The 20,753-nt window shown below is 52.3% G+C and carries 27 protein-coding genes and 1 pseudogene; 1 reads left to right on the plus strand and 27 read right to left on the minus strand.

All coding sequences use genetic code 11. The features are described 5' to 3' along the window. Window positions 1-106 precede the first annotated feature (106 nt). The 12 genes from B5E42_RS00365 to B5E42_RS00420 all read right to left on the minus strand — a co-directional run bounded on the left by B5E42_RS00365 (window position 107) and on the right by B5E42_RS00420 (window position 9,518). Complete coding sequence (locus B5E42_RS00365) at window positions 107-709, minus strand: alpha/beta hydrolase (RefSeq protein ID WP_058963742.1); 603 nt, start codon at window positions 707-709, stop codon at window positions 107-109. Beyond that, the gene (locus B5E42_RS00370; RefSeq protein ID WP_077138512.1) at window positions 706-1,380 is read right to left on the minus strand and encodes a CatA-like O-acetyltransferase; all 675 of its coding nucleotides are present in this window, start codon (window positions 1,378-1,380) and stop codon (window positions 706-708) included. The genes B5E42_RS00365 and B5E42_RS00370 overlap by 4 nt, the downstream gene beginning before the upstream one ends. A 282-nt stretch (window positions 1,381-1,662) precedes the next feature. Then, window positions 1,663-3,183 (minus strand): HAMP domain-containing sensor histidine kinase, encoded by a 1,521-nt coding sequence (locus B5E42_RS00375; RefSeq protein WP_077138511.1) that lies wholly within the window; start codon window positions 3,181-3,183, stop codon window positions 1,663-1,665. After that, window positions 3,161-3,829: a response regulator transcription factor gene (locus B5E42_RS00380; RefSeq protein ID WP_058963741.1), complete on the minus strand. Its 669-nt coding sequence runs from the start codon at window positions 3,827-3,829 to the stop codon at window positions 3,161-3,163. The genes B5E42_RS00375 and B5E42_RS00380 overlap by 23 nt, the downstream gene beginning before the upstream one ends. A gap of 110 nt (window positions 3,830-3,939) precedes the next feature. Next, entirely contained in the window at window positions 3,940-4,359 is a 420-nt protein-coding gene (locus tag B5E42_RS00385; protein ID WP_058963740.1) for a winged helix-turn-helix domain-containing protein, read from the minus strand. A 96-nt stretch (window positions 4,360-4,455) separates the two neighbouring features. Next, a complete protein-coding gene (locus B5E42_RS00390; RefSeq protein ID WP_058963739.1) occupies window positions 4,456-5,211 on the minus strand; it encodes an ABC transporter permease in 756 nt (251 codons plus the stop codon). Further along, entirely contained in the window at window positions 5,211-5,900 is a 690-nt protein-coding gene (locus B5E42_RS00395) for an ATP-binding cassette domain-containing protein (RefSeq protein WP_058963738.1), read from the minus strand. The genes B5E42_RS00390 and B5E42_RS00395 overlap by 1 nt, the downstream gene beginning before the upstream one ends. Window positions 5,901-5,912: 12 nt before the next feature. After that, on the minus strand, window positions 5,913-6,086 hold the full coding sequence (locus B5E42_RS00400) for a hypothetical protein (protein ID WP_058963737.1): 174 nt from the start codon (window positions 6,084-6,086) through the stop codon (window positions 5,913-5,915). A 106-nt stretch (window positions 6,087-6,192) separates the two neighbouring features. Further along, on the minus strand, window positions 6,193-7,095 hold the full coding sequence (locus tag B5E42_RS00405) for a HAMP domain-containing sensor histidine kinase (protein ID WP_058963736.1): 903 nt from the start codon (window positions 7,093-7,095) through the stop codon (window positions 6,193-6,195). Window positions 7,096-7,102: 7 nt separating this feature from the next. Next, complete coding sequence (locus B5E42_RS00410) at window positions 7,103-7,867, minus strand: ABC transporter permease (RefSeq protein WP_058963735.1); 765 nt, start codon at window positions 7,865-7,867, stop codon at window positions 7,103-7,105. Next, the gene (locus tag B5E42_RS00415; protein WP_242966963.1) at window positions 7,845-8,726 is read right to left on the minus strand and encodes an ABC transporter ATP-binding protein; all 882 of its coding nucleotides are present in this window, start codon (window positions 8,724-8,726) and stop codon (window positions 7,845-7,847) included. Before B5E42_RS00415 ends, B5E42_RS00410 begins: the two co-directional genes overlap by 23 nt. 99 nt (window positions 8,727-8,825) lie before the next feature. Next, complete coding sequence (locus B5E42_RS00420) at window positions 8,826-9,518, minus strand: response regulator transcription factor (RefSeq protein ID WP_058963734.1); 693 nt, start codon at window positions 9,516-9,518, stop codon at window positions 8,826-8,828. 196 nt (window positions 9,519-9,714) lie between these two features. Between B5E42_RS00420 and B5E42_RS00425 the strand changes: the two are divergent. After that, window positions 9,715-10,038: pseudogene (locus B5E42_RS00425) on the plus strand (helix-turn-helix transcriptional regulator); the annotation flags it as partial. A 296-nt stretch (window positions 10,039-10,334) separates the two neighbouring features. Here the strand turns inward: B5E42_RS00425 and B5E42_RS00430 are convergent. The 15 genes from B5E42_RS00430 to B5E42_RS00500 all read right to left on the minus strand — a co-directional run bounded on the left by B5E42_RS00430 (window position 10,335) and on the right by B5E42_RS00500 (window position 20,722). Next, complete coding sequence (locus B5E42_RS00430) at window positions 10,335-11,030, minus strand: hypothetical protein (protein ID WP_204217825.1); 696 nt, start codon at window positions 11,028-11,030, stop codon at window positions 10,335-10,337. Continuing rightward, a complete protein-coding gene (locus B5E42_RS00435; protein ID WP_087235893.1) occupies window positions 11,027-11,833 on the minus strand; it encodes a DUF4313 domain-containing protein in 807 nt (268 codons plus the stop codon). Before B5E42_RS00435 ends, B5E42_RS00430 begins: the two co-directional genes overlap by 4 nt. Before the next feature lie 252 nt (window positions 11,834-12,085). Beyond that, entirely contained in the window at window positions 12,086-12,835 is a 750-nt protein-coding gene (locus B5E42_RS00440; protein ID WP_087235895.1) for a hypothetical protein, read from the minus strand. 25 nt (window positions 12,836-12,860) lie between these two features. Then, the gene (locus B5E42_RS00445; protein ID WP_087221820.1) at window positions 12,861-13,091 is read right to left on the minus strand and encodes a hypothetical protein; all 231 of its coding nucleotides are present in this window, start codon (window positions 13,089-13,091) and stop codon (window positions 12,861-12,863) included. 114 nt (window positions 13,092-13,205) lie between these two features. Next, a complete protein-coding gene (locus B5E42_RS00450; protein ID WP_087235896.1) occupies window positions 13,206-13,715 on the minus strand; it encodes an adenylosuccinate lyase in 510 nt (169 codons plus the stop codon). Continuing rightward, on the minus strand, window positions 13,712-14,269 hold the full coding sequence (locus B5E42_RS00455; protein WP_087235899.1) for a decarboxylase: 558 nt from the start codon (window positions 14,267-14,269) through the stop codon (window positions 13,712-13,714). Before B5E42_RS00455 ends, B5E42_RS00450 begins: the two co-directional genes overlap by 4 nt. Window positions 14,270-14,311: 42 nt before the next feature. Continuing rightward, window positions 14,312-15,190 (minus strand): hypothetical protein, encoded by an 879-nt coding sequence (locus B5E42_RS00460; protein WP_227603412.1) that lies wholly within the window; start codon window positions 15,188-15,190, stop codon window positions 14,312-14,314. Between the two features lie 196 nt (window positions 15,191-15,386). After that, window positions 15,387-15,896 carry a hypothetical protein gene (locus tag B5E42_RS00465; protein ID WP_006573873.1) on the minus strand — a complete coding sequence of 170 codons (510 nt, stop codon included), beginning with the start codon at window positions 15,894-15,896 and terminating at the stop codon, window positions 15,387-15,389. Further along, the gene (locus B5E42_RS00470) at window positions 15,889-16,317 is read right to left on the minus strand and encodes a DUF6809 family protein (protein ID WP_087235901.1); all 429 of its coding nucleotides are present in this window, start codon (window positions 16,315-16,317) and stop codon (window positions 15,889-15,891) included. Before B5E42_RS00470 ends, B5E42_RS00465 begins: the two co-directional genes overlap by 8 nt. 95 nt (window positions 16,318-16,412) lie before the next feature. Further along, window positions 16,413-16,856 carry a hypothetical protein gene (locus B5E42_RS00475; RefSeq protein WP_087235903.1) on the minus strand — a complete coding sequence of 148 codons (444 nt, stop codon included), beginning with the start codon at window positions 16,854-16,856 and terminating at the stop codon, window positions 16,413-16,415. Window positions 16,857-17,051: 195 nt separating this feature from the next. Next, window positions 17,052-17,735: a YkgJ family cysteine cluster protein gene (locus tag B5E42_RS00480; protein WP_087235904.1), complete on the minus strand. Its 684-nt coding sequence runs from the start codon at window positions 17,733-17,735 to the stop codon at window positions 17,052-17,054. An 89-nt stretch (window positions 17,736-17,824) separates the two neighbouring features. Next, entirely contained in the window at window positions 17,825-18,070 is a 246-nt protein-coding gene (locus B5E42_RS00485; RefSeq protein WP_087235906.1) for a hypothetical protein, read from the minus strand. Window positions 18,071-18,123: 53 nt separating this feature from the next. Beyond that, on the minus strand, window positions 18,124-18,663 hold the full coding sequence (locus B5E42_RS00490; RefSeq protein ID WP_087235908.1) for a sigma-70 family RNA polymerase sigma factor: 540 nt from the start codon (window positions 18,661-18,663) through the stop codon (window positions 18,124-18,126). A gap of 101 nt (window positions 18,664-18,764) precedes the next feature. Then, the gene (locus B5E42_RS00495) at window positions 18,765-19,610 is read right to left on the minus strand and encodes a hypothetical protein (protein WP_087235910.1); all 846 of its coding nucleotides are present in this window, start codon (window positions 19,608-19,610) and stop codon (window positions 18,765-18,767) included. 38 nt (window positions 19,611-19,648) lie between these two features. Then, window positions 19,649-20,722 (minus strand): DUF932 domain-containing protein, encoded by a 1,074-nt coding sequence (locus B5E42_RS00500; protein WP_087235912.1) that lies wholly within the window; start codon window positions 20,720-20,722, stop codon window positions 19,649-19,651. Window positions 20,723-20,753: the final 31 nt, after the last annotated feature.

A 20,753-nucleotide genomic window follows, 5' to 3' on the forward strand; every position in this document is an offset into this window, starting at 1 on the left:
GAGGAAAGAATACCAGGGCAATATGGAGCGAAGATGGAGGGAATTTGTGATTTGTATGGAGAAAGGCAGAAAACAGGGCAGGCCACCGGCCTGCCCCGTTCTAACACTATAAAAGATGTTTTTTCACCCAGCTATCCAGTAAGGCCATCTGTTCCTCTGTGTGGAACCAGTGCTCACCGCCCTCCAGGACGGTGAGACCGGCGCCGTGCTCCGCCGCGAACTGCTCCACACTCTGACGGGACACCAGATGGTCGCCCCCGGCATAGAGGATTTCCGTGGGGACCTGCCAAGCGATGGGATGCTCCCGCACATAGCACAGGTACGCCCAGGACAGGGTCTCCCCGAAGTCTGTGGGGACCTCTCCCCGTTCGCATAGCGCCTGCTCCGACACACCGGCCCAGGCCATCATGTCCAGGATCAGCCGTTCCATGTCCAGCACCGGCGACACGAACAGCGCCCTGTCCGGCGCCTGATCCCCCAGGGCCAGCATGGTGAAATAGGCCCCGATGCTGTTGGCCAGGAGAATGATGTGCTCATACTGCCGGCGGGCCTCGTCATAGGCGGCCGCGATCTGGGGTGCCGCCTCCCAGGGAAGCTCCCCCCGGTAGTCCACCCCCAGCACGTCGAAACCGGGGCAGACGGCCCGGAAGCGGTCTGCCTCCCCGGCGCTGCCGCCTTTGCCGTGGACATATAAAATTGCGCGTTTCAAACCTGTTCACCTCCGTCCTCAGCCTGTGGACTGTCTGCGGCCATACGGTCCATCCGTTCCTGTACCTCGGTAAAGAACCGGGACAGGTGGAACCCGTCCGCCACCGCGTGGTGGATGTTCATGGTCAGCGGTATGACCAGCCTGCTGCCCTCCGCCTCGTACTTGCCCCAGGTGACCACCGGGGCCAGAAAGTCCCCCTGGTCAAACACATGGACATCGAAGTGGCGGTAGCGAACCCAGGGCAGACAGGACACATCGAAGTGATTCGTTGGCTGCCCTTCCACCACGCCCCGGAGTTCCCGGTACTTTTCCCGGTCCTCCAGAAAACGGGCGTGGAATGCCGGCAGGTCCTCCATGTAAGGCGTAACCAGCTTGGTGAAGTTCCCGTCCTCCGGGTGGAAGTGGGCATAACTGGGGGAAACAAAGTCCCAGCGGATCAGGTTTCCATCCTGGTCCCAGCCCAGTTTGAACTCCTCATGGGCGTTGATCACCCGGGATACCACCCAGATCATGGCCGGATAGAACTTCATGCCGCGCTGCTTGACGAACCGGACTAGCGGCGTCACATCCATGTCCACCGTCAGGCTCATGACCACTCGCATGTGGTCCATATAAAACTGAAACAGATCGCCTCTCGGCCAGGTGCTGAAATCAACCTTTTTGTAATTCATCTCAATACTCCTTTGCATGATTGTTTTCCCGTTTCATCATGCAAGGCCATTGGGATGGGGTATTTCCGTTTGCTCCATACAAGCCATCCAGCTCAAGCCTTGCATGGAGCCGCATCAAGTCCGCGCTTCATTCGTTCACCTCCTCAATGAACCGGGCGCAGGATGCCCTTTCCGGCAATCCAAAAATGAGATGTTTTTTCCAGATATCTGCCTTGTAGCCACAGGTGTGAATCAAAATCGTCTGTTCCGCAGGCACCCTCACTTTCATTGGATCATCTATGCTTATCCTATCATATTCCCGGCGGCAAGTCCAGAAACAGCGTCCGTTTCAAACCGCACCGCAGCCCGCACCCCGTCCTCTGTATTTTCGATGGTACATTCCGCTCCATGCCGGGCCAAAATCATTTTCACCAGATACAGCCCCAGGCCGCTGCCACCTGTAGCCCGGTTCCGGGAGGTTTCTTCCCGGTAGAATGCCTCAAACAGATGAGGCAGGGCTTTTTCCGAGATGTGGGCCTCGGTGTTCTCCACCGTCAGAGCTGGGCGGCCGTCCAGCAGGCCGCACCACACCCGCACCTCCGCCCCCTCCGGCGAGTAGAGGGATGCGTTAGAGAGCAGATTGCCTGCCACCCGGCCCAGCAGAGAGGCGTCCCCGATGACAACGATCCCCGGCGTCAGATCCTTTACCAGCCGCTGGTTCCGCTGCTCCAGAAGAGGTGCGTCCAGGGCAAGCTGGCGCTCGATCAAGGCGGACAGCTCCACGGGCTCCCGCTTCACAGCCACAGAGCCGCTTTCCATACGGGAGATCGCCAGCATCTCCTGCACCAGATTTTCCATCCGTCCCGTTACCCGGAGCGAGCGAAGCAGGTACTTGTCCCGGTCCTGATAGACGCCAACCCCCTCCAGCATGCCGGAGAGCTGCCCCTTCAGAATGGTCACCGGAGTTTTCAGCTCATGGGAGGCGGCGTTGAAGAAGGCCATCCGCTGGCGGTCCAGCTCCCGTTCCCGTTCCACCTCACCCCGGAGCGCCCGATTGGCGTTCTCCAGGTCGGTGAGAGCGGTGTCCAGCCGCCGGGCAAGCTGATCCAGACTGCGGCCCAGCTTGCCGATCTCGTCCTTGCGCTTTTCACCGCATTCCCAGTGGAAGTCCAGCTCCGCCATTTTCCCGGCGATCCCGCTCATGCGCACGATAGGCCGGGTGATGTATCGGGAGTAAATCAAGGCGCACAGCAGAGAAAATACCAATAACACCATCAAAAGCCAGGGGGCTATCTGGATCAGCGCCCGCACCGCCAGATTTTCCACTTCGATCCGCGGGGTGACATAGAGGGTATAGCTCTCGTTCTGGCCTGCAAACACCACCTCGGCGGTAATGGTAGCCTGCTCCGACATGGTGACCGCTACCGTATCGCCTTCCCGGATGTCCTGGCTGTGATAACCGACGGTGCTTTCCTGCTCTGAGGTGGTGACAATCATGGTATCATCCTCATACACAGCCTGCACCGTCAGCTTGGCCCCTGTGTCCACCAGGCGCCCGTCCGGCCCCACCAGCATGGCGTTGGCCCCGGAGGTAAGCACAAAGTCATCCAGCAGCTCGCCACAGTCCGCAGGAGTCGTGTCCGCCAGTTTCCCCACCAGGGCATCCACCTGAGCGGTAAGGTCATCATTTACTACGGCGGTATAGGTGCTGGGGGAGGCCCAGGCGATAAAGCTGAAGGTGACCGCCCCGGCCGCGAGCAGGACGCCGGCGGTAATGAGAAAGATCCGGGCTGTCAGGCTTTCAGTGATCCTCTTTCGCAGCACGGTAGCCCACCCCCCTTACAGTATCAATATAGTTCCGCCCCAGTTTGTGGCGGAGGTTTTTGATGTGGCTGTCCACCACCCGTTCGTCCCCATAGAAGTCATAGCCCCATAGTTTTGCCAGTAGCATCTCCCGGGTGAACACCCGGCCCGGCGCGGCCAGAAAGGTGTGGAGCAGTTCAAACTCCCGGGCGGTCAGGTCCAGGAGCCGGCCGTCCAGCAGGGCCTCCCGCGTGTCCAGATCCAAAGTCAGGTCCCGGTACCGCAGGCGGCTGTCCTCCCCGGCGGTTCCACGGCGGCGGAGGATGACCCGGATCTTTTCCAGCAGCACCGGCATGGAGAAGGGCTTGGTCACATAGTCGTCGATGTCCATACCGAAACCCCGGAGCTGCGATTCTTCCCCATCCAGGGCGGTGAGCATCAAAATAGGGACCTGGGACTGCTGGCGGATCAGCTCGCAGACCCCAAAGCCGTCGATTTTCGGGAGCATCAGGTCCAATAGAACCAGGTCGAAGGTCTGCCCGCCAAACAGAGCCAGGGCTGCCACGCCATCCCCAGCCACGGCAGTCTGGTAGCCGGCATCCTCCAGGTAGGCGCGCAGCAGCTCCTGAATATCCGGCTCGTCTTCCACAATTAAAATGCGTTTCATTTGTAATCACCCAATCGAAGTATATCATGGGATTGTGAATTTATCATGGAGAAAAGAAAGTAATCACAAAAAGAAGCGCACAGCGGAGAAAAATCCGTTGTGCGCTTGCTTCATTTTGGTGAGGTGCCTGGGACGATGAATTTGTAACCGTGTCCCCGCACTGTTTCTATGATGCCAGTCCCCAGCTTGCGCCGGAGCTTGTAGATCATGCTGGAGATCCCGGTCCAGCTGGCATCAAAAGAGTCCGTAGCGACAGCCTCATAGATTTGGCGGGCGGAGAACACCTGCCCTGGCCGGCGGGCCAGCAGGAGCAGAATGTCAAACTCCATCGGGGTCAGGTCCACCGTCTGGTCGGACTGCCATACCAGCCTGCGTTGCGGGTCGATTTGTAGATTTCCAGATAATAAAGTAAAAGCAGTGTTTTCTTGAACCTCAATATGTTCTGCCCGAAATGCTCGCACGAGCCGCTGGAGCAAAGCATCTTGTGCCTTTGTTGGATTCGTTATTCGAATAATGATGGTCTTTTCCATCCTGACGCCTCCTTATGAGCCGTCGTAGTGTATTAGGCGCAGGGGAAAAGACTGCTGAACGACGGCTTTTTTTCTTTTGCCGTCGTCCGGCAGCAGTTAATTTTCGATTTTTTTCTTATGGGAAAAGACAATCAATCCAACCAGAAACATCACGATAAGGCAAAGTACAATGCTGATACATCCGCCGATGGTGGCCGGTACAGGGGCTTCATAGTAAGTAGATTTATCCGAGAAGAACATGGACACACGATATGCGAAGCTGCCCGGAATGATAAAGCCACTTTCTGAACCGATAAACAGGCAGGATGCAAAGCCATATATAACCCCTACAACGCTTGTTACAATGATATTGCGGCTCAAGTTGATAACGATTGCCCCTAAACAGGTAGTTATCAAAACGACAACACCAGCTTCAATTCCAAACCCGATTGCCAGATTGAGGAACAGGGAAATACCTCCGGGCAACCTGCCAGCTCCATTGAGTACCATCACAAGCAGGCCAAATGCGATAAATAAGACAGCCGCGAAGCCGATACCGATAACGATGCTGACAGCGACTTTCGATAGAAAGAGCTTCTTCTTTGAAAAACCGTAGGTAATCCAGTTGATGTAAGTTTTGTTCTTGTATTCCTGATAAAACAGCGAACCAATCAAAATGAAGATCACCATTGGGAAGAACATGGAAAACTGGTTATTCATAAAGAAGAACAGGTCAGCAAGCGATTTTGTGCTGTCGTTAAAAACTGCTCCTGCTCCGCCGGTAATGATGGGAAGAAGCGACAACAGCAGAAGAAATACCATAAACCATTCCCGCTTCAACTTGTAAAACTCGTTTTTAATCAACATTCCCATTATGCTTCCTCCCTCTGGCCGGAAGTCATAATATCCTCATACAGTGCTTCCAGTTCCTTTTCGTTATAATCGTTTTCTACAATCTTGATGATTTTTCCGCCACGAATGAAAATAAGAACATCCGTGACGGCGGCAATCTCCGTCAGATTATGGCTTGATACCAAAATACAGTGTTGGGGCGATTTCAGGCGTTCTTTCAGAAGCAGCCGGATTTCCTTTATCCCCATCGGATCAAGGCCATTGGTAGGTTCGTCCAGCAGCAAATATTGAACATTGCCTAAAAAGGCGCGGGCAATTCCCAGCCGTTGGCGCATCCCCAAAGAAAGTTGAGAGAACAGCTTTTTCCGGGCGTCCAGCAGGTTTACTTGTTTGAGCGCCGCTTCAATGTTTGGCTGTTTCAGACCTAAATACTGCGCGTGGAGCTTCAAATTTTCCTCTACGGTGAGCCGGGGGTAAAAAGCCGGGTATTCAATCAAACTTCCAAAACATCTGCTGGAAACGGGTTGCCCATCTGAGAGGATTTCTCCCGAAAAGGCGGTCAGGCCCAGCATGGACTTAAACAGTGTTGTTTTACCGGCCCCGTTTGGCCCCAGAACACCATAGATTTTTCCTTGCTCTAAAGTCAGGTTGATGTTGGACAGCAAGGCAGTATTTCCAACATTCAGATTTACATTTTTGATTTGCAGCATGAAATTCCTCCGTTATTGAAAAAAGATGAAAAGTAAAAAGGCCACAGCATAAATCAAAAATGAAATCCCGATGGGCTTTGATCTCTGTTTTAGCCCTTTTAGGCCATCGCTCAATATGCCATTCAAGGCCATGAGCAGGCACACCGCAAAGGCGATGAGTGAAATTACTAAAGCTACTTTAACCATTGTTTGTACCTCCTATGGCTCATACTTTACCAAAGAGGTTTAGGATTTGTTTGAGAAAAGTCTAAGGAAAGTCTAAGGATGAAAAAAGAGCTGCCGAAGCAGCCCTTTAGAAATTGACAATGGGAAACACGATTTGAATTGCAAAGATACCGTTTTGCAGAGAAGCCGAGATTTGCCCGCCCATACGGGTCACAAGTCTTTGAGCGATTGCCAGCCCCAGCCCGGTTGTCTTTTTTGTCCGTGACTGGTCGGTGGTGTAAAAACGGTCAAACAAATGGGGAATATCTTCCTGCTGAATACTGCTCGACGCATTTTTAACGGTTATGACCGTTTGAGCTTCTTCTAACGCTGCGGTGATCTGATAATTTCCCTCCCCGTGAACAAGCGCATTATAAACCACATTTGAGAAAATCCGGGTCAAGGCATCTGGATCGCCCCAAATGATAGCCGGTGAATTTGGTATGACGATATGGGGGACGCATTTTTTCTGTTCAAAATCGCCATAGTATGAGGCGACAACATCCCGAAGTACACTGTGTATATCTGTATTCCTGCAATTCAATTTCAGCTCGTCGGCCTCAATCCTTGCAAATTCAAACAGTTGGTCGAGAAGCAGCTTTACAGCGGAAATTCTTTCTTCCGCAATCATTACATATTCTTTTTGATCCCCGGTTAAATCCTGTTCCTGTAAGAGCTGGATATAGCCGTTTGCTGTTGCCAGTGGTGTTCGCAAGTCGTGGGACAGACTGGTGATAGTATCCCGGAACAGGGTATCGCTCCGTTCGATTTCCTGACCCATGCTGCGATATTTTTTCAGAAGATGATTGATACTTGTAGCCAGATCCTGTATTGGCCTATCCGTTTTTTCCACCATGATTTCTGTTTGCGTATCCCGGTCTGTCAAAAAATCAATCTGCTTTTTGATTTTCCGAACCAGTTTCCGCTGATAAATCAGTTTCAGGAACAAAAACAGGGAAAGCATTGCCAGCAAGATACATAACACAATCATGCGGCCATCACCGCCTTTCCAAACCGCGCAAATCCAGCCTTTGAAACAAGGAGAACGAAACGGCTGTCGGTAAAAACAAATATACTACCAGCGTAATCAAAATGGGCATTAAATTCTCCCCAAAGGTATTGATCTGCAAGCTATGGGAAAGCCCTACCACCCAATACTTGTAGAGCGAATAATCCATATCCAATGCTGTGCTTATCTTTGTGAGGTATAGATACAAAACCCCCAGCAGAAAAAATGCGGCAATCGTGACAATTAGCCGATGCCGGAGCAGGTAACTTAGCAGATTGAGAAATGCGGTGTACCCTAAAAAGCACAGACATTGAAGCAGAAGAAAGGCTCCGATTGCAGAAAACGAATAGTCTATGTCATACCGGGATGCTCCCATTATCAAAATGGACAAATATGCAACACCAAAACATACAAACAGAAAAAACAAAACGCCAATCCATGAGGCCAGTAGTTTTCCAAAAAATAGATGTACTCTGCTTGTTCCTTTAGAAAGTGCGATACTGTATGTGCCGGTATGAAAATCTTCTGTAAAGTACAGGCACAAAAAGAGCGTCAACGGAAAAATCAGGCTGTAATCTGAAAATAGAAACTCCGTGAACGAAACCAGTGATATAGCCGGAAGCATACCATTTACCGAATTATGATAAAATGTCAGGGCAAGCGCAAAGACAAAAAAAGCAGCCAGTGCGAGGCAGGCCCAAAACAGGCGATTTTTGCGGATACGGAATAACTCACTTTGTATCGTCTGGATCACTCTTTGCACCTCCTGTCATTTTCAAAAGATAGTCGGTCGGCTCCATACCGGCAAGCCAGATTTCCGATACCTCTATCCCGGAATGAACCAGCAGCGTATTGATTTCCCCGGATTGCTCATTGCAATGAAAAATTCTAATCAGGTCATGGCCCAACACTTCAAAATCTGGGAACCGCTGGCTTAAAATCGTAATAGCCCGTTCTAATTGCGGGGTTCTTATCTTTATGCACCGCTGGCAGCTCTCTTTCAATTCCCCAGCCGTAAGCTCACAAAGCAGCTTGCCATCTGCCATCACGCCATATTGGGATGCAAGCCGGGAAAGCAGCGTATAATCTTGTCCAGAGATTAGAAGCGTGGTATGGTTCATTTCATGCAGATAGGTCAGAACAGAAAGCAGGTGTTCACATTCTCCCTTATCCAGCCCGGAAAAAGGGTCGTCCAGAATTATCATATCTGGATTTCCCAAAAGGGCAACCGCTAAATTCACTAAACGCTGGGTCGATAATGGCAATCGCCGCACCGCCTTTTTTTCTTTCAGGTTCAGATGCAATATATCTAAAAAACGGCTTTCTGTACTTCCAAAAGCAGAAGAAAAATAGTGTAGCATATCAGCCGGTGGCAGAGAGCCGATTGTCACAGATTTTTGGGGTACAAATCCAATCCGGCGGCGCTCCTGCTGATAGTCTATATTGCCAAATAATTTGAGAGTACCAGATTGAGGTCGGAGTGTGCCAATAATGGCCTGCAACAGTACAGATTTTCCTGCGTTATGACCGCCATACAGTGCATAGATTTCTCCACGCATTACCTGAAATGTGATATTTTTAATCCCGTTTCCGTCCGGGAAAACATAGGTCAACCCGGATGTTTCCAAAGCAGCCCCCAAAAAATCATCCCCTTTCCACATCGTCTTATTGTAGCAGATCGGCGTGCAAATTTTATAAGATTTCTCTAAGGATTAGCCCTGCATTTTGAAACCGAGGCCCCAAACCGTCTGAATATACTTTTCCTCTGGATTGACTTTGGCAAACTTCTTGCGGAGATTTCCAATGTGGACATTGATTGCGTTATCGTCCCCGATAAAATTTTCATTCCACACGCTTTCAAAGATATTGTTCTTTGTGAATACTTTTGAGGGTGCGGACATCAAAAGCTGTAAAATCAGATATTCATACCGTGTCAAAGCAATGGGGGTATTCCCGATTTTAGCCTCCATAGCTTCTGTATCAAGGGACAAGTCCTTAAAATGAAGCGTCTTGCCATTATTGAGGCCGGAGGATTTTTGAAAGCGCCGCAGCACCGCTTCAATCCGAACCAGCAGCTCTTGATTGTCGAATGGCTTTGTGATGTAATCATCTGCGCCGTTTCGTATGAGGTTCACTTTGCTGTCTATATCCGTTTTAGCGGACACACCGATAATCGGAATATCCATCGCACTTTTTATCTTCTCCAATACTGTTTCTCCCGGTATGCCGGGCAGCATCAGATCAAGTAAAATTAAGTCAAAAGTGCCTTTCTCCATCAACAGAAGCGCCTCGCTCCCCGAGTAGGCAGAAGTTACATAATAGCCGTGTTGGGTGAGAAGTCGCTTTGTCATGTCGTTGAGTGGCACGTCATCTTCGATGATTAAAATACTAAAAATTTTTTCCATGTCTATGCTCCTTGCCAATCGGTTTTCCTTTCCGACATAATCTATAAATCAATTATCAGATGTCTCTATTATAATTCCTGGTCTGAAATAGGACAAGGGCGAACCTCCCCTCTGACGGGAAATAAAATATCACCTCATATCAAATTTCACTTCATTTTCATAATTCAACCCGAAATGTACAATGATATAGGGTGATATGAAAATGTACCAAGATGAAAGAAGGTTTGACTTTCATGGGCTCGGTCTGGCACTGAAACAGGCCAGAGAGGCAAAGGGCTGGACGCAAGCCTATGTTGCGGAATTGGTCGGCAAGACTGACAAAACCATTATGAACATTGAGAACAAAGGCCAGCACCCCAGCTTCAACCTGTTTTTTAAGCTCGTCACGCTGTTCGATATATCCGTAGACCAGTTTTTCTATACGGAGGGCAACCGTGGCGGAGACAGTTGCCGGAAACACATTGATGTACTTTTAGACTCCATGAACGAAAAAGAGCTTGTTGTCATGGAGGCTACAGCGTATTATTTTTTCCTTTTCAAGAATACAAGGAATCACAAAAGAACTGAAAAGCCGCAGGCCGGGAAATCCCCAACCTGCGGCCTCACTGCGGCAAAATTACTCTGCCGCAATTTCCCATTCTTTCAAGTTGAACTCACTCAGCGGATAAATTTCAGAGGCAGATGCCTCAAAGCCAAGCGTGATGTCTCCGTTGCTATTGACGCCCTCCAGGACGCGCTCGATAGCGCCGCCATCATGGCGCAGCAGCATTCCGACTTGAATTTCTGCACCATGCTTGTCGTAGTATCTCAGCCGCATTACTTACCTCCAACAGCCGCCTTATCGTAATAGTGAACATAGACATTGTAATCCCGGAACCGGGTGATCATCCGAATCCAAATATACAAGTGATCTGTTTCGGAATAGAGGTTGAACTCCGTCGCCTCGCTGGTGGCCTGCGCGTACCTGCAGAACCGCCGCATAGTATTCAGCTTTTTGAAGGCAGGCAGCTTGAACAGGGCATTCTGGAAATCGTCGATCTCCTTCACCAGCTCCGGCGCTGCCTTTTTCCCAGGTCCATCGTGCCAAGTTGTCCACCACCGATGGCCGTCATAATCCGAGCGGGAGTAGGCGATCTCGCTGACGGGCCGGCCAGTAAGCTGCATAGGCGGTGTATCGGTGTGCCGGAATACTTCCTCAAAGGTGCAGATGGTATCCAAATAGCATACGCGCCCTTTTTCAGAGGCCGGAAGTCTGCCGCGCTTCACCGCATCCCATTCTGTAAGGGGCAAAGGAGCATGGGCGGCATCCCGAAGGGCCTCGTCCATGCCGCAGGCTTCACAGATCTGCACATCCGCATAGCGGCTGAGGGCATTGACCATCAGGTGGGCTGCCAGAGGGGCGCCGCACCGCAGGCATTGGGGCGGCTTTACAGCATCGCCGTCTGCATACAGCTTTTTATCTTTACGCCAGGCAGTCTCCAACAGGTCTTTGGGATATAATTTGATTTTCATGATTTTGTGCTCCTCCTTCTGGATTTCTTTATTGCTGCCCGCTGGCGGGCTTCGGCTGTTTCTTTGAATGTCTGAGCAAGAGGCGGGTCATGCCTTGCGTCGCTTTCTCTGCGGCGGGCTTCGGACCAGGGGATAGAAGCGGGCAGCTCGCCCTGAAACAACGCCAGCAGATCGGCGGCCATATCCTCCCGGCGGCGATACAAACTGCTCCGCGCAAGATTGGTGTCGCAGTCTGTGATCGTAGTCCGCAGGATAATTCCGCGCTGCTCAAAAGTGAAGCGCCGGTGATGTGACGGATCTTCGGCCTCGACCCGCAGTGGGGGCGCGCCAAGGGAATTTTGCAGCCCGCGCCACCCGCTGTAATCGGTGTAGTGGAAATCCGGAATGTAGTTTGCCAGCCGCCGAAGCGCCTGATATAGCCGCTCATATCGCCGGCCGAGTTCTCCCTTCAAGCGCCGCTCGTAGTAGGTATAACCCTCTGGGTCCAGTTTTTTTAGTTTTTTGGCATTGAAGAGGTATTCCACATATTCTACGCCGTCCTCCAATCGAACCTGTCCGGTGCGTTCTCCCAGGCCATTACGCTTGATCCAGGCGTAAAAGCGTTTGCCAGCGGACCTGATATTGATATATCCACAATCTTTGGGACATAGGCCGCCCAGATTGACCGTGAGGCTGTCCCAGAATACCAACTGGCCGAAGCTTTCCTGATAGAGTTTGATGGCGAGATTGCCCTCCGGATAGGTGGCAATCTTGATGGTCAGGGCATATTCCGTTCCTTTCATACTAAAGGATATTGGTTTCATGATTTCCTCCAAAAACAAGGGCCAGCAGACTGTAAAGCACAGCCTGCCGGTCCTCGTGATAGGCCTGCCGGTAAGGGCAGTGTGTAGGGGTGTCCAAAACACCCCCGTTTTCTTTGAAGTCTAAAATGGTATTGGGGCATTGCTTGCCCTTTTGATGCAATCATCAGGCCGCATCAACTGTGCTTTCAAAAAAGCGGAACCCCGGGACATCCATCCTTTGCTTTGCCAATGCGGCATAGATTTCTCTGTACTTCATGCGCTGTGCCTCCCCGTTGCGAGAGGGCTGCCATCAGCAGCATCGTCTGTCAGGCCTAGTTTCCAGCACAGGGCAAGAACCTCGGAATCAGAAACACGATAGAGCTGCCGCTTGGCGTACTTGGGACGGAAGCAGAAAATGCCATCATCAAACAGGAATTTCCCGTCCTTACTGCCATAGGTGCAGCTGCAGCCCGCCAGCAGACATTTCATTCGGTCAGCATCTTTTTCGATCTTCTCATGGTCGTACCAGATGCTGTACTGGACGGCAACATCCAGATTGCGGTTTTTCCGGCAGCGGTGTTCCAGAAATTGCAGCAGCCGCCAGCAGACCTCGGCACGCTTTTCCACGGTCTGATTCTCATTGAAACTCAATGTAAAGTAGGAGTAATCCCGTCCGGACAGGCCACAGCCGTGGAGCGTATTGCTGAAATCATTGCACCAGAAGAAGAGATCCCACTGACAGCTCCCGAAAGGCGCCGGCTCGGTATCCTCATACTGATAGCAGACGAAATTTTGGGCGATGGCGTCCATAACGGGCTCCATAATAGAATTTCGTACCTCAGCAGCCATAACCAGGGCTTGGCCCTCATCAGCCGCTGTATGCGCACGGCGGTTGGCTTTCTTCTGTTCTTCCGTATAGACAAATTGAAAGCGCACGGAATGAACATCGTACATAGCGTAGCCCCGTTCGACCCATTCCGGTCCTGAAGGCGAAATATAGGACTTGTCATGCCATAAGTTCATATTTATCTCTCCCTTGTGGTAATGGTTAAAATTCTCTCCATCCGGTTGTTTTTCCGGTCTTGTTGTGCCGTGCCATGATCAGGCGGGTAGTCGGTGCTGAGGGCTGTACCACCAATTCCCCTTGCTTGTAGGCAGCTTCGGCTGTTTCCAGCGCATGGGAAAGGTCATAAGCCTCCACGGGAAACTCCTGAACGATCTGTTCTTCAATCGTTACGGTGTATTTCCTCAGCATTGGGTGAGATGGTTTTTTCTTCATATTCTACTCCTTTATAAAGAAAGGGACCGGCAGACCGTAGCGGTACGGTTTGCCGATCCCTTTGTAATGATGGCCTCTGCCTATTTGGCAGAGCATTTGGCTGGCGCAGGAAAACTAAGGATGTGAAGCCTCCAAATCCTCGGATTTGAGTACACGGCCCTGTTTCTCCCGCAGCTGGGCAATATGTGCCTTCCATTCCTTTCGGGCCTGTTCTGCGCGTTGCAGTTCCACGACCTGTTGCTCCGGTGTGAGAGCGGAAAACTCATATTCCCGTTTGTCTGATTCTAAATCACGAATGACCTTCCGCATAATGGCGAGCGCCATTTCAGAGATGGTGGGAGGATGGTTTTCTATTGCTTCTCTGCCACGGCGGAACAGATCTAAATAGGCATGATACTGTGCCTCAGTGATGAACTCCCAGCCGTAAGCATCCTGAATTTCCGCCTCGCTGTGGTACTGCATGGCGGCTTCAAAGTCAGCTTGCCTTGCGGCGGCCTCTTTATCGATTCGCCGCTGCAGTTTGGCGGATATGCGCTCCAGGTCTTTGAGGATCAGGGAGCAGGCCTCCGCCTCCTGTAAATAGCCGTGAGCCTCGCTGCTCAAGTATTTTTGCGGCCGCTTCATGCCGCTTCCTCAGACGGCGCAGGCACCTCATAAATAATCTGCACAGGAATCAGTTCTCCGGGGCGGATATGCTCCGCAAGCTGCCATTCCCCGTTCCGCAAGACCTGTGAAGTGACATCATTATAGATCTCCGGGGGAGTGTGGTAGTCATTCATACACTCCGTAGGAACATACAGGCAGAAAAGCGGCAGGCTGAACACATGCAGGCTCTGCAAAACTACTTCACGGAGCTGCCTTGCCAGTGCCGCGATCTCATCCATGTCCTGTCGCTCAAAGGCGGCCTCGGAGATCTTTTTCAGGTACGGAGTATCTTTGATTGCCTCATTTATGTATTTCACGGCCTCGTCGCCGTAGTGGCTCTTGACGCGGATACCACCGAGGGAAATGTACTGAGTGTATGCGGTGGCAGTCTTACAGATGTTATCTTTCAGGTCTTTGAATGGCTTTGCGTATTTCGCTTTCAGATCTTCCATCGAAACGACCTCCAGGTTGCGCCGGAGCGTATCCAGATGGAATTCCAGGTCTTCACGCAGTTTCTTTTCTTTTTCGTCCATGTAGTCAAACCTCCAATCTATTATGATTTATGTGTCACAGCGTCAGCAGGGGCTATGTCCTGCGGATTGCTGGCGCAACTCTTTCAGCAGAGTGCGTGCCACATCGGACACCGCCTGCCAGTAAGCCTCACCGTAGGCGCAGCTGTGTTCCAGCTGGTTGGCGATCCGCTGCGGCAAATTGGGGGAACGCAGTAGTGCTTCTTTCTGTGTGTCAGAGAGCTCTTGAAAATCGTCACAGTTCTCAATATGCTCCCTGAAATCATCCCGCAGGCATTCTGCGCGGTACAATTCTGCCGTGCTGCGGCAAAATGCAGGGGAAAGAGGCAGCGCCCGCTGTTCCAGCGCAATCGAAAAATGGTTCTCACAGTATTCGCCGTCCAGATAGCACTCATAGCTGTTGTCAGACTCTTCTTCGACGAATTGGCTGCTTTCTTTCCAGCGTGGAATGCTTCCAGCCAGAAATTCTTCCCGAAGATCATTGTGAAATTGATGTAGGGCATCGGTGCGCTCCGTGAAGATCGCTTCATAGGAACCATACTCCCCATCGGTAGCCCAGTGGACGGCGACTACATAGAGCGTCCCTGTGGGATATACCTGGGCAGGATGCTCAAGGGGAACAATCATTTCAGGCCCCATAATGACCATATCCAGGCCAAGATCCTCGATGTGTTTCTGCTCACGGTAAAGCTGTGAAAAGGTCTGCTCCAGCGCAAGACGGTCCGCAGAGAGCACCGGCGCTTCAAACGCGCAGTAGATGTCCGGCGTGTCGTTGTCAGTCTCCCGGTCATCCTCGGTGCGGATTTCAAGGATATTTCCGAAGAGCCCTGCGTAATCGCTCGCTTCATTGGCAACAATGCGTCCGCCGACTTTGTAGCAGACACCCTCATGCCAAAATTCTTCTCCAGGCTGATGATAAATCATCATTGCTCCCTCCTTTTTGTGGGGTGGGGCTGGGTACAATGCCCTAGCCCCGCAGATCAAAAAATCGTTCAGTTATCCGCGACGAAAATGGCGGCACCGCTCATACACATGCAAATGAGTGGCAGCAAAAGAGCGGTAGGCTTGCAGCTTACCAGACTGGCGATCCCGATACCCGCTGGGGCGGGTCGTGTTGTGATCAGTCGTCACTTTCCTGTTCGTCTTCGTCCTCTTCCCAGGGAGAGTCATCAACATCAGTATCTGCCTCCTTCATCTGCTCGGCGGGTTGCTTTGTCCGCTTGAAGGCCAGAACAAGAGCATCCTCACCAAAATCATCTTCCTTCTTCTTGCGTTTCTTTTTCCTGCGGCATTTTTCCATGGCAGCGTCATAGTCATAGCCGATGCCGGCCTGAAATTTGCCTGCAATTTCCCTCATTTTTTCCGCATGATACTCATAAAGGGCACGATGGAAACCAGTCAGGTCCCATTGCTCACAGGCCATCTCCAGCAGCCGTGCATAGTCCCGTAAGGCATTGACTGCTTTGCAGATATCGCCATAGCAGGTCTTGAACACATGGGAGCCGTCCAAATCATGAAAGCAAAGGGAGAGTTCCTGCCCCAGCAGGAAGTCTAACTCCATCGGCTGCCGGAGCACAGGCTCGTATAATCCTTTTGGCAATTCTAAAGCGTTGTGCTGCTGTTCATCCATTGGCGTGGTCCTCCGGCGGAGCAGATACCAGCCCAGCAAAAAGCATTTGCATGGCAGTACGGTATCCAGACTCAAAAGCCTGTTCAATCACAGCGCTGTTGCGCTCACCGGCGGCCGTTTGGTACACCTCGAAAGCTGCCAGAGCTGCAGGAGTTTTGGAGAGTTCCCCGCGTAGGGCGGTCTCAGCCGCAGATACTGTGTGGTTAAGTACCTGCTGCTTTTTGTCCTGCTCCTTAAAAACACTCGGTTCGTACTCGCCGTAATAGAGGTCATGCAGGAAATTGGGCTCAATAGTCATGCCATGCGGCAAAGACATTTTTGGTTGGGTAAGGCCATCGGCAATGCGTTCCAGGGCCTTGGTGAGATGGGGCAGCTGGGCGTCAAAAAAGCGGCGGCCGCATATCGTTTCGTGAAAATTCAAAGATTGCACCTCCTGTCAATGAAAAGCCCGCCGGCGGCATATGAGCTGCGGCGGCTGTTGATTCGGACCCCGGTGGGGCATGGTTTCTTTCTGGGTCAGTCGAAACAATCGTGCTGCATAGCCTTTTCACAGGCCAGAGCCAGGCCATCCAGCAGTTGCGGAACAGCCTCCATATACTGGGCCGTAATGCCCAAAGCATCAAGAGTTTCCTGCACATCGCCGGTATAACTGTACTCATGGTTCTCCAACTCCTGGAGGAACATATCACAGATAAAACCTTGCCCGGTTTTGTCGCCGGCAATGGCATCTTCCAGCTCTTTTCGGTGTAGGGTGAACATTTCATTCAGTTTTGCGACATCGCTTTTACGGCAGTAGCCGCCTCCAAAAATGCTGCATACCTGGCGGGTGTCCGAGGGGGACAAGCCCAGCTTGCGCATTCCTTCAGCAAACTGCTGTTTATTAAAAGCAAAGAACATGGGAAATGCGTTTACTTCCGCCTGCTGGCGGTTGCGCATCTCTTGGTATTGGTTGGTACTCATGCGGCACTCCTTTCTTCTGGTACGCCTGCTGCCAGAGAAATTACCCGCCATTCCTCCGGCCGGCGCTGGTTTTGGCAGACCTTTTCTAAAATTTCATATTTTCCGCAGATAGCGTACTGTATCCAGCATCGACATGGGCGGCCGCCGGTTCCCTGCGCTGAAAAGTGTTCCAGTGCGTACATCATAGGCGCCGCCTCAGTCCAGAAGCGCCAGCTGACGAAGATCATGCAGCAGGCTGCGGTTGTTCTGTTCATACTGGGGCAGGAACGGCTGATCCAGGTCGAAGTTGTAATAGTGATAGAACAAGATCTTGAACACAGATGCCCGGCGCAGTTCCTCTGGTATGCGGCGCATCAGCTTGCCGATTTCCGGGATGGCCCGGTACTGCTGTTTCAGGAATTCCTTATCTTCCCGGGGAAAGTTTCGGTACAGCCAGTCCTTGACAAGCACCTTCCCGCCGCTGAAGTGATACTGTTGGTTATCATCAAAACAGAGGCAGTATTCAAAATCCCGGCCGCGCTCACCGGGCCCCGCCGAAAACGGGTAAAGGCGGCAGGTTCGAGGGCGGGCGGCATAGATACTGCACTGGTTGCCCTGCAGAAAAACACAGGATGCTTCTGCTCCAACCGTTTTGAGTGTGTAAATGGGATACCCTTCATCGGTGAGCGGTGTGGGCTCGCAGTATTGGAGAAGCACATCATCCGTACTGCGGACACCGCAATGCTGCTCTCGAAGGTGTTTTGCCATCCGGTAGGCGTCCAGGCTTTCCACCATGACACAGCCCTCAATGCGGCGGCAGCAATGGCCGCATTGGCTGCACTGGTATGTGACAAACTCCTTGGCGCTTACGGAAACAGCAAGGGTTTTGGATTGTTCCATACATTCCTCCATAAAAAAGGCCGCGGCAGACAAGTGTGCCTGCCACGGCCGGGACCTATGGGGCATTACCCCTTATTGTTTTGACTTCTCTACGCGCACGCGGCCAGAACCGTCGGGAGCGGGCTGGCGGCCGCCAGCGGGAAAGGATCCATCGAAAGGAAGTAGTTGGAGTTGAGCGTTTCGAAATGCACCAGATCCCCGGACTGCTGATGGATCGCCACAACGGGCGAGGTCCGGTAGTCGGAGCCGTTGGCACGCAGGAAGGCGCAGTGGCCGAGAACCAGCGGGCACAAAAGCATTCCGTGCATTACAATGGACTTTTTCGATTTCGTCATAATAATCAGCCTCCATTCAATTTTAACTTTGACCTGCCAGGGACGACAGGCATCTACTCATAGCACAACTCCAGGAACACCGCGCGAACCTCTTCCAGAAGCTCCTTGATACGTTTCATGGGGAGTTTTTCGTGGCTGGCGATCTCACGGATGCCGTAGCCGCAGCCCTTCATACGGACGATGTTCATTTGCTGTCTGGAGACACGGCCAGCCAGGTCGTGAAGCAGCTGCTTCATCTCAAATTCCTGCATCAGATCATCCTGCGCCGGCAGCAGTTCCTCCAGGGGCACTCCGTCCGGGTACAGGCCAATGTGAATGCTGAGGATTTCAGCGTTGCGCTTGCGGCGTTCTTGACTACGGAAATAGTCATAGAGGCGAAACCTCATTTGCCTTATGGCGATTGTGCTGAAAGAATACTCTTGGGCAGATGTGCTATCGCAGTAATCCCGTACTGCCTTCAGGTAAGGGAAAATGACGACATCATAAAACTCGTCTTCCGGCAGGTGGTTGTCGTTCAAAAATTTGTAGACCAAGCCGTGATGTTCAGCGGCAAACTCCTGTTGCTCCTTCGTTAACGGTACTTCACATAACATATATATTTCCTCCAGTCTAAAGCAAAAAAGGGATACCCCCGGCGAGAGCCGAAGGTATCCCTTGATGACATGTCATGCAGCTGAGGCCGCAACAAAACTCATTACGCAGGCAGCTTCTCGTAGCTGCCGTTGATCTCGCCGACCACATAGCTCCCATCGGGGCTGCCGGGCGCCGTAGCGGACTCCGGGATTACATAGTCGCAGTCGTTGGCACGCTGCTCCTCGTTGATCAGGGCCCGCTGGATGTTGATAGCCTTAATCTGCTCCTTAAAGCCATTGGCATAGGCGCGGATCTGAGCCAGTTCCTCGCCCTGGAAGTCGCGCACAAGGCGGAAAGTGGCAACGCTGTAGTCGTTGCTGCCATTGTTCTCCTTCTTGAGCCCAATCTGGATCAGGCTGCCATAGGTGGCGCGCCGGCGGTAGACAAAGGCCCGGTTCAGGAACTCCTTGAACGGCTTGATGCTGGTAGGCGGCAGAGAAATCAGCAGAGGCATATACTCGCCGCTGCGCAGCAGGTAGATGTCCCGCATATTCTTGCAGGCCTTGCCGCGGCCGCCGTCTCTGGCCGAACCGTATGCGTTCATCGGGCAGGTGGCGCAGGCGCCGCCCGGTTCCCCGATGCCGGTCTTGCCGTCCACAGAAGAGCAGAGAGGCTTGGTGTCCTCGTCATACTCGCTGCCTTCCGACCACAGGGTATAGGCAGAATGATTGTAGAGAATGACTCCTTCCAGGGTCCGGGCATAATCCGGATTGTCGGGGTCTTCCGTGGGGATCTCGAACTGCAGGGCGCCGCCGGCGGGAATTTTCACCCGCTGGAAACTCATCATCTGCAGGCCGTCCGCATCCTCCGCGATCTCATCGCTGCTGAAATCACCCTCCACCATCGCAGGGAGCAGGAAAGTGTTCCGCTCAGGAGTGTTCATCATAGAAGTGTTCTGTTCGTACATAGTTCGTTCCTCCTTAAAATTGGATGGTTGGCAGCCACTCAGGCGGCCAGCTGGTTGATACGGCTCCACTGCCTTGCCGGCATGGAGAGAATGTTGTAACCGATGCCCTCCAGTGCAGTCGCCCGGTCATAGTCCGGGACATCCTGGCTGTGGCGGGTCACCGCATTGGATAAACCATAGAGCGTCAGGTCGTTGCCCTCGATCAGCCGCTGCAGCACACCGGAGCTTTCCTCATCAGTGATATGGAAGTCCCTGCTGACCAGCTTGACAATGCCGGGGACATCGGTGGTATTCATGCGAGCCTCCTTGGCCTCCCGCATCATGTTGACTACACGGGTAAAGCGCACCTCGTCTACCACGGCCCGCACCGTGTCCTGGATCTTCATGGCAAAGGCTTTGTCGTCGGCCTCCAGCGTCTTTTCCGAATACAGCTGATAGTTCTCCGAAGCCTCGTTGACGCGGCCCACATGGTTGCGGCGCGTCTGGGCATCGTTGACTACCATACCGTTACTGCATACCAGCCGGTAGACCAGCGGCTGGATGTTCACCGAACCGAGTCCCACCTCGCTGTTGCTGATGATGATGCCGGACTGAACGATGTCGCCAGGCACGACCTCGGCCTCCAGGCGGGTGTTGACTACCTTGATATACATGCGGCTTTCCGTGAGCTGGCAGCTCTCAAAGTGCATTCCCTCCATATCCTGAAGGACGGGAAGGACGATACTCGCAATATCAAGGTTGTCAATGCGCCGGTAGCGGTTGCTTAAAAATGCCCGTGCCGTACCCTCAATGGTGCGGATCATACGGACAGAGGGCTCCCGCTGGAACCAGGCGTTCACATTCTGCGCCAGCAGCTGGGGATATTCCTCCATCATCTTGTCATAGTAGGCTGCCGGGATCTTCAGGTGTGTGCCGATCTGCCGGTGGGCAATGGAATTAACCTCCAGCGGTTCAAGCGCCGGGACACCGGACTGGTCATAGGCGTTGAGGTACAGCTTCGAGTCAAAAGGCTCCAGACGAAGGCTGCGGGTGTCCAGCATATAGTCGGCTTTCAAATCAGCCTGGCGCTGGATCTCCTTTGCCATGTCTACAAGACTGATCCCTGATTTCATTGTGATTTCACTCCCCTCTCTGGGTGATGGC

This window comes from Flavonifractor sp. An10, assembly GCF_002161215.1.
Lineage (GTDB): Bacteria > Bacillota > Clostridia > Oscillospirales > Oscillospiraceae > Flavonifractor > Flavonifractor avistercoris.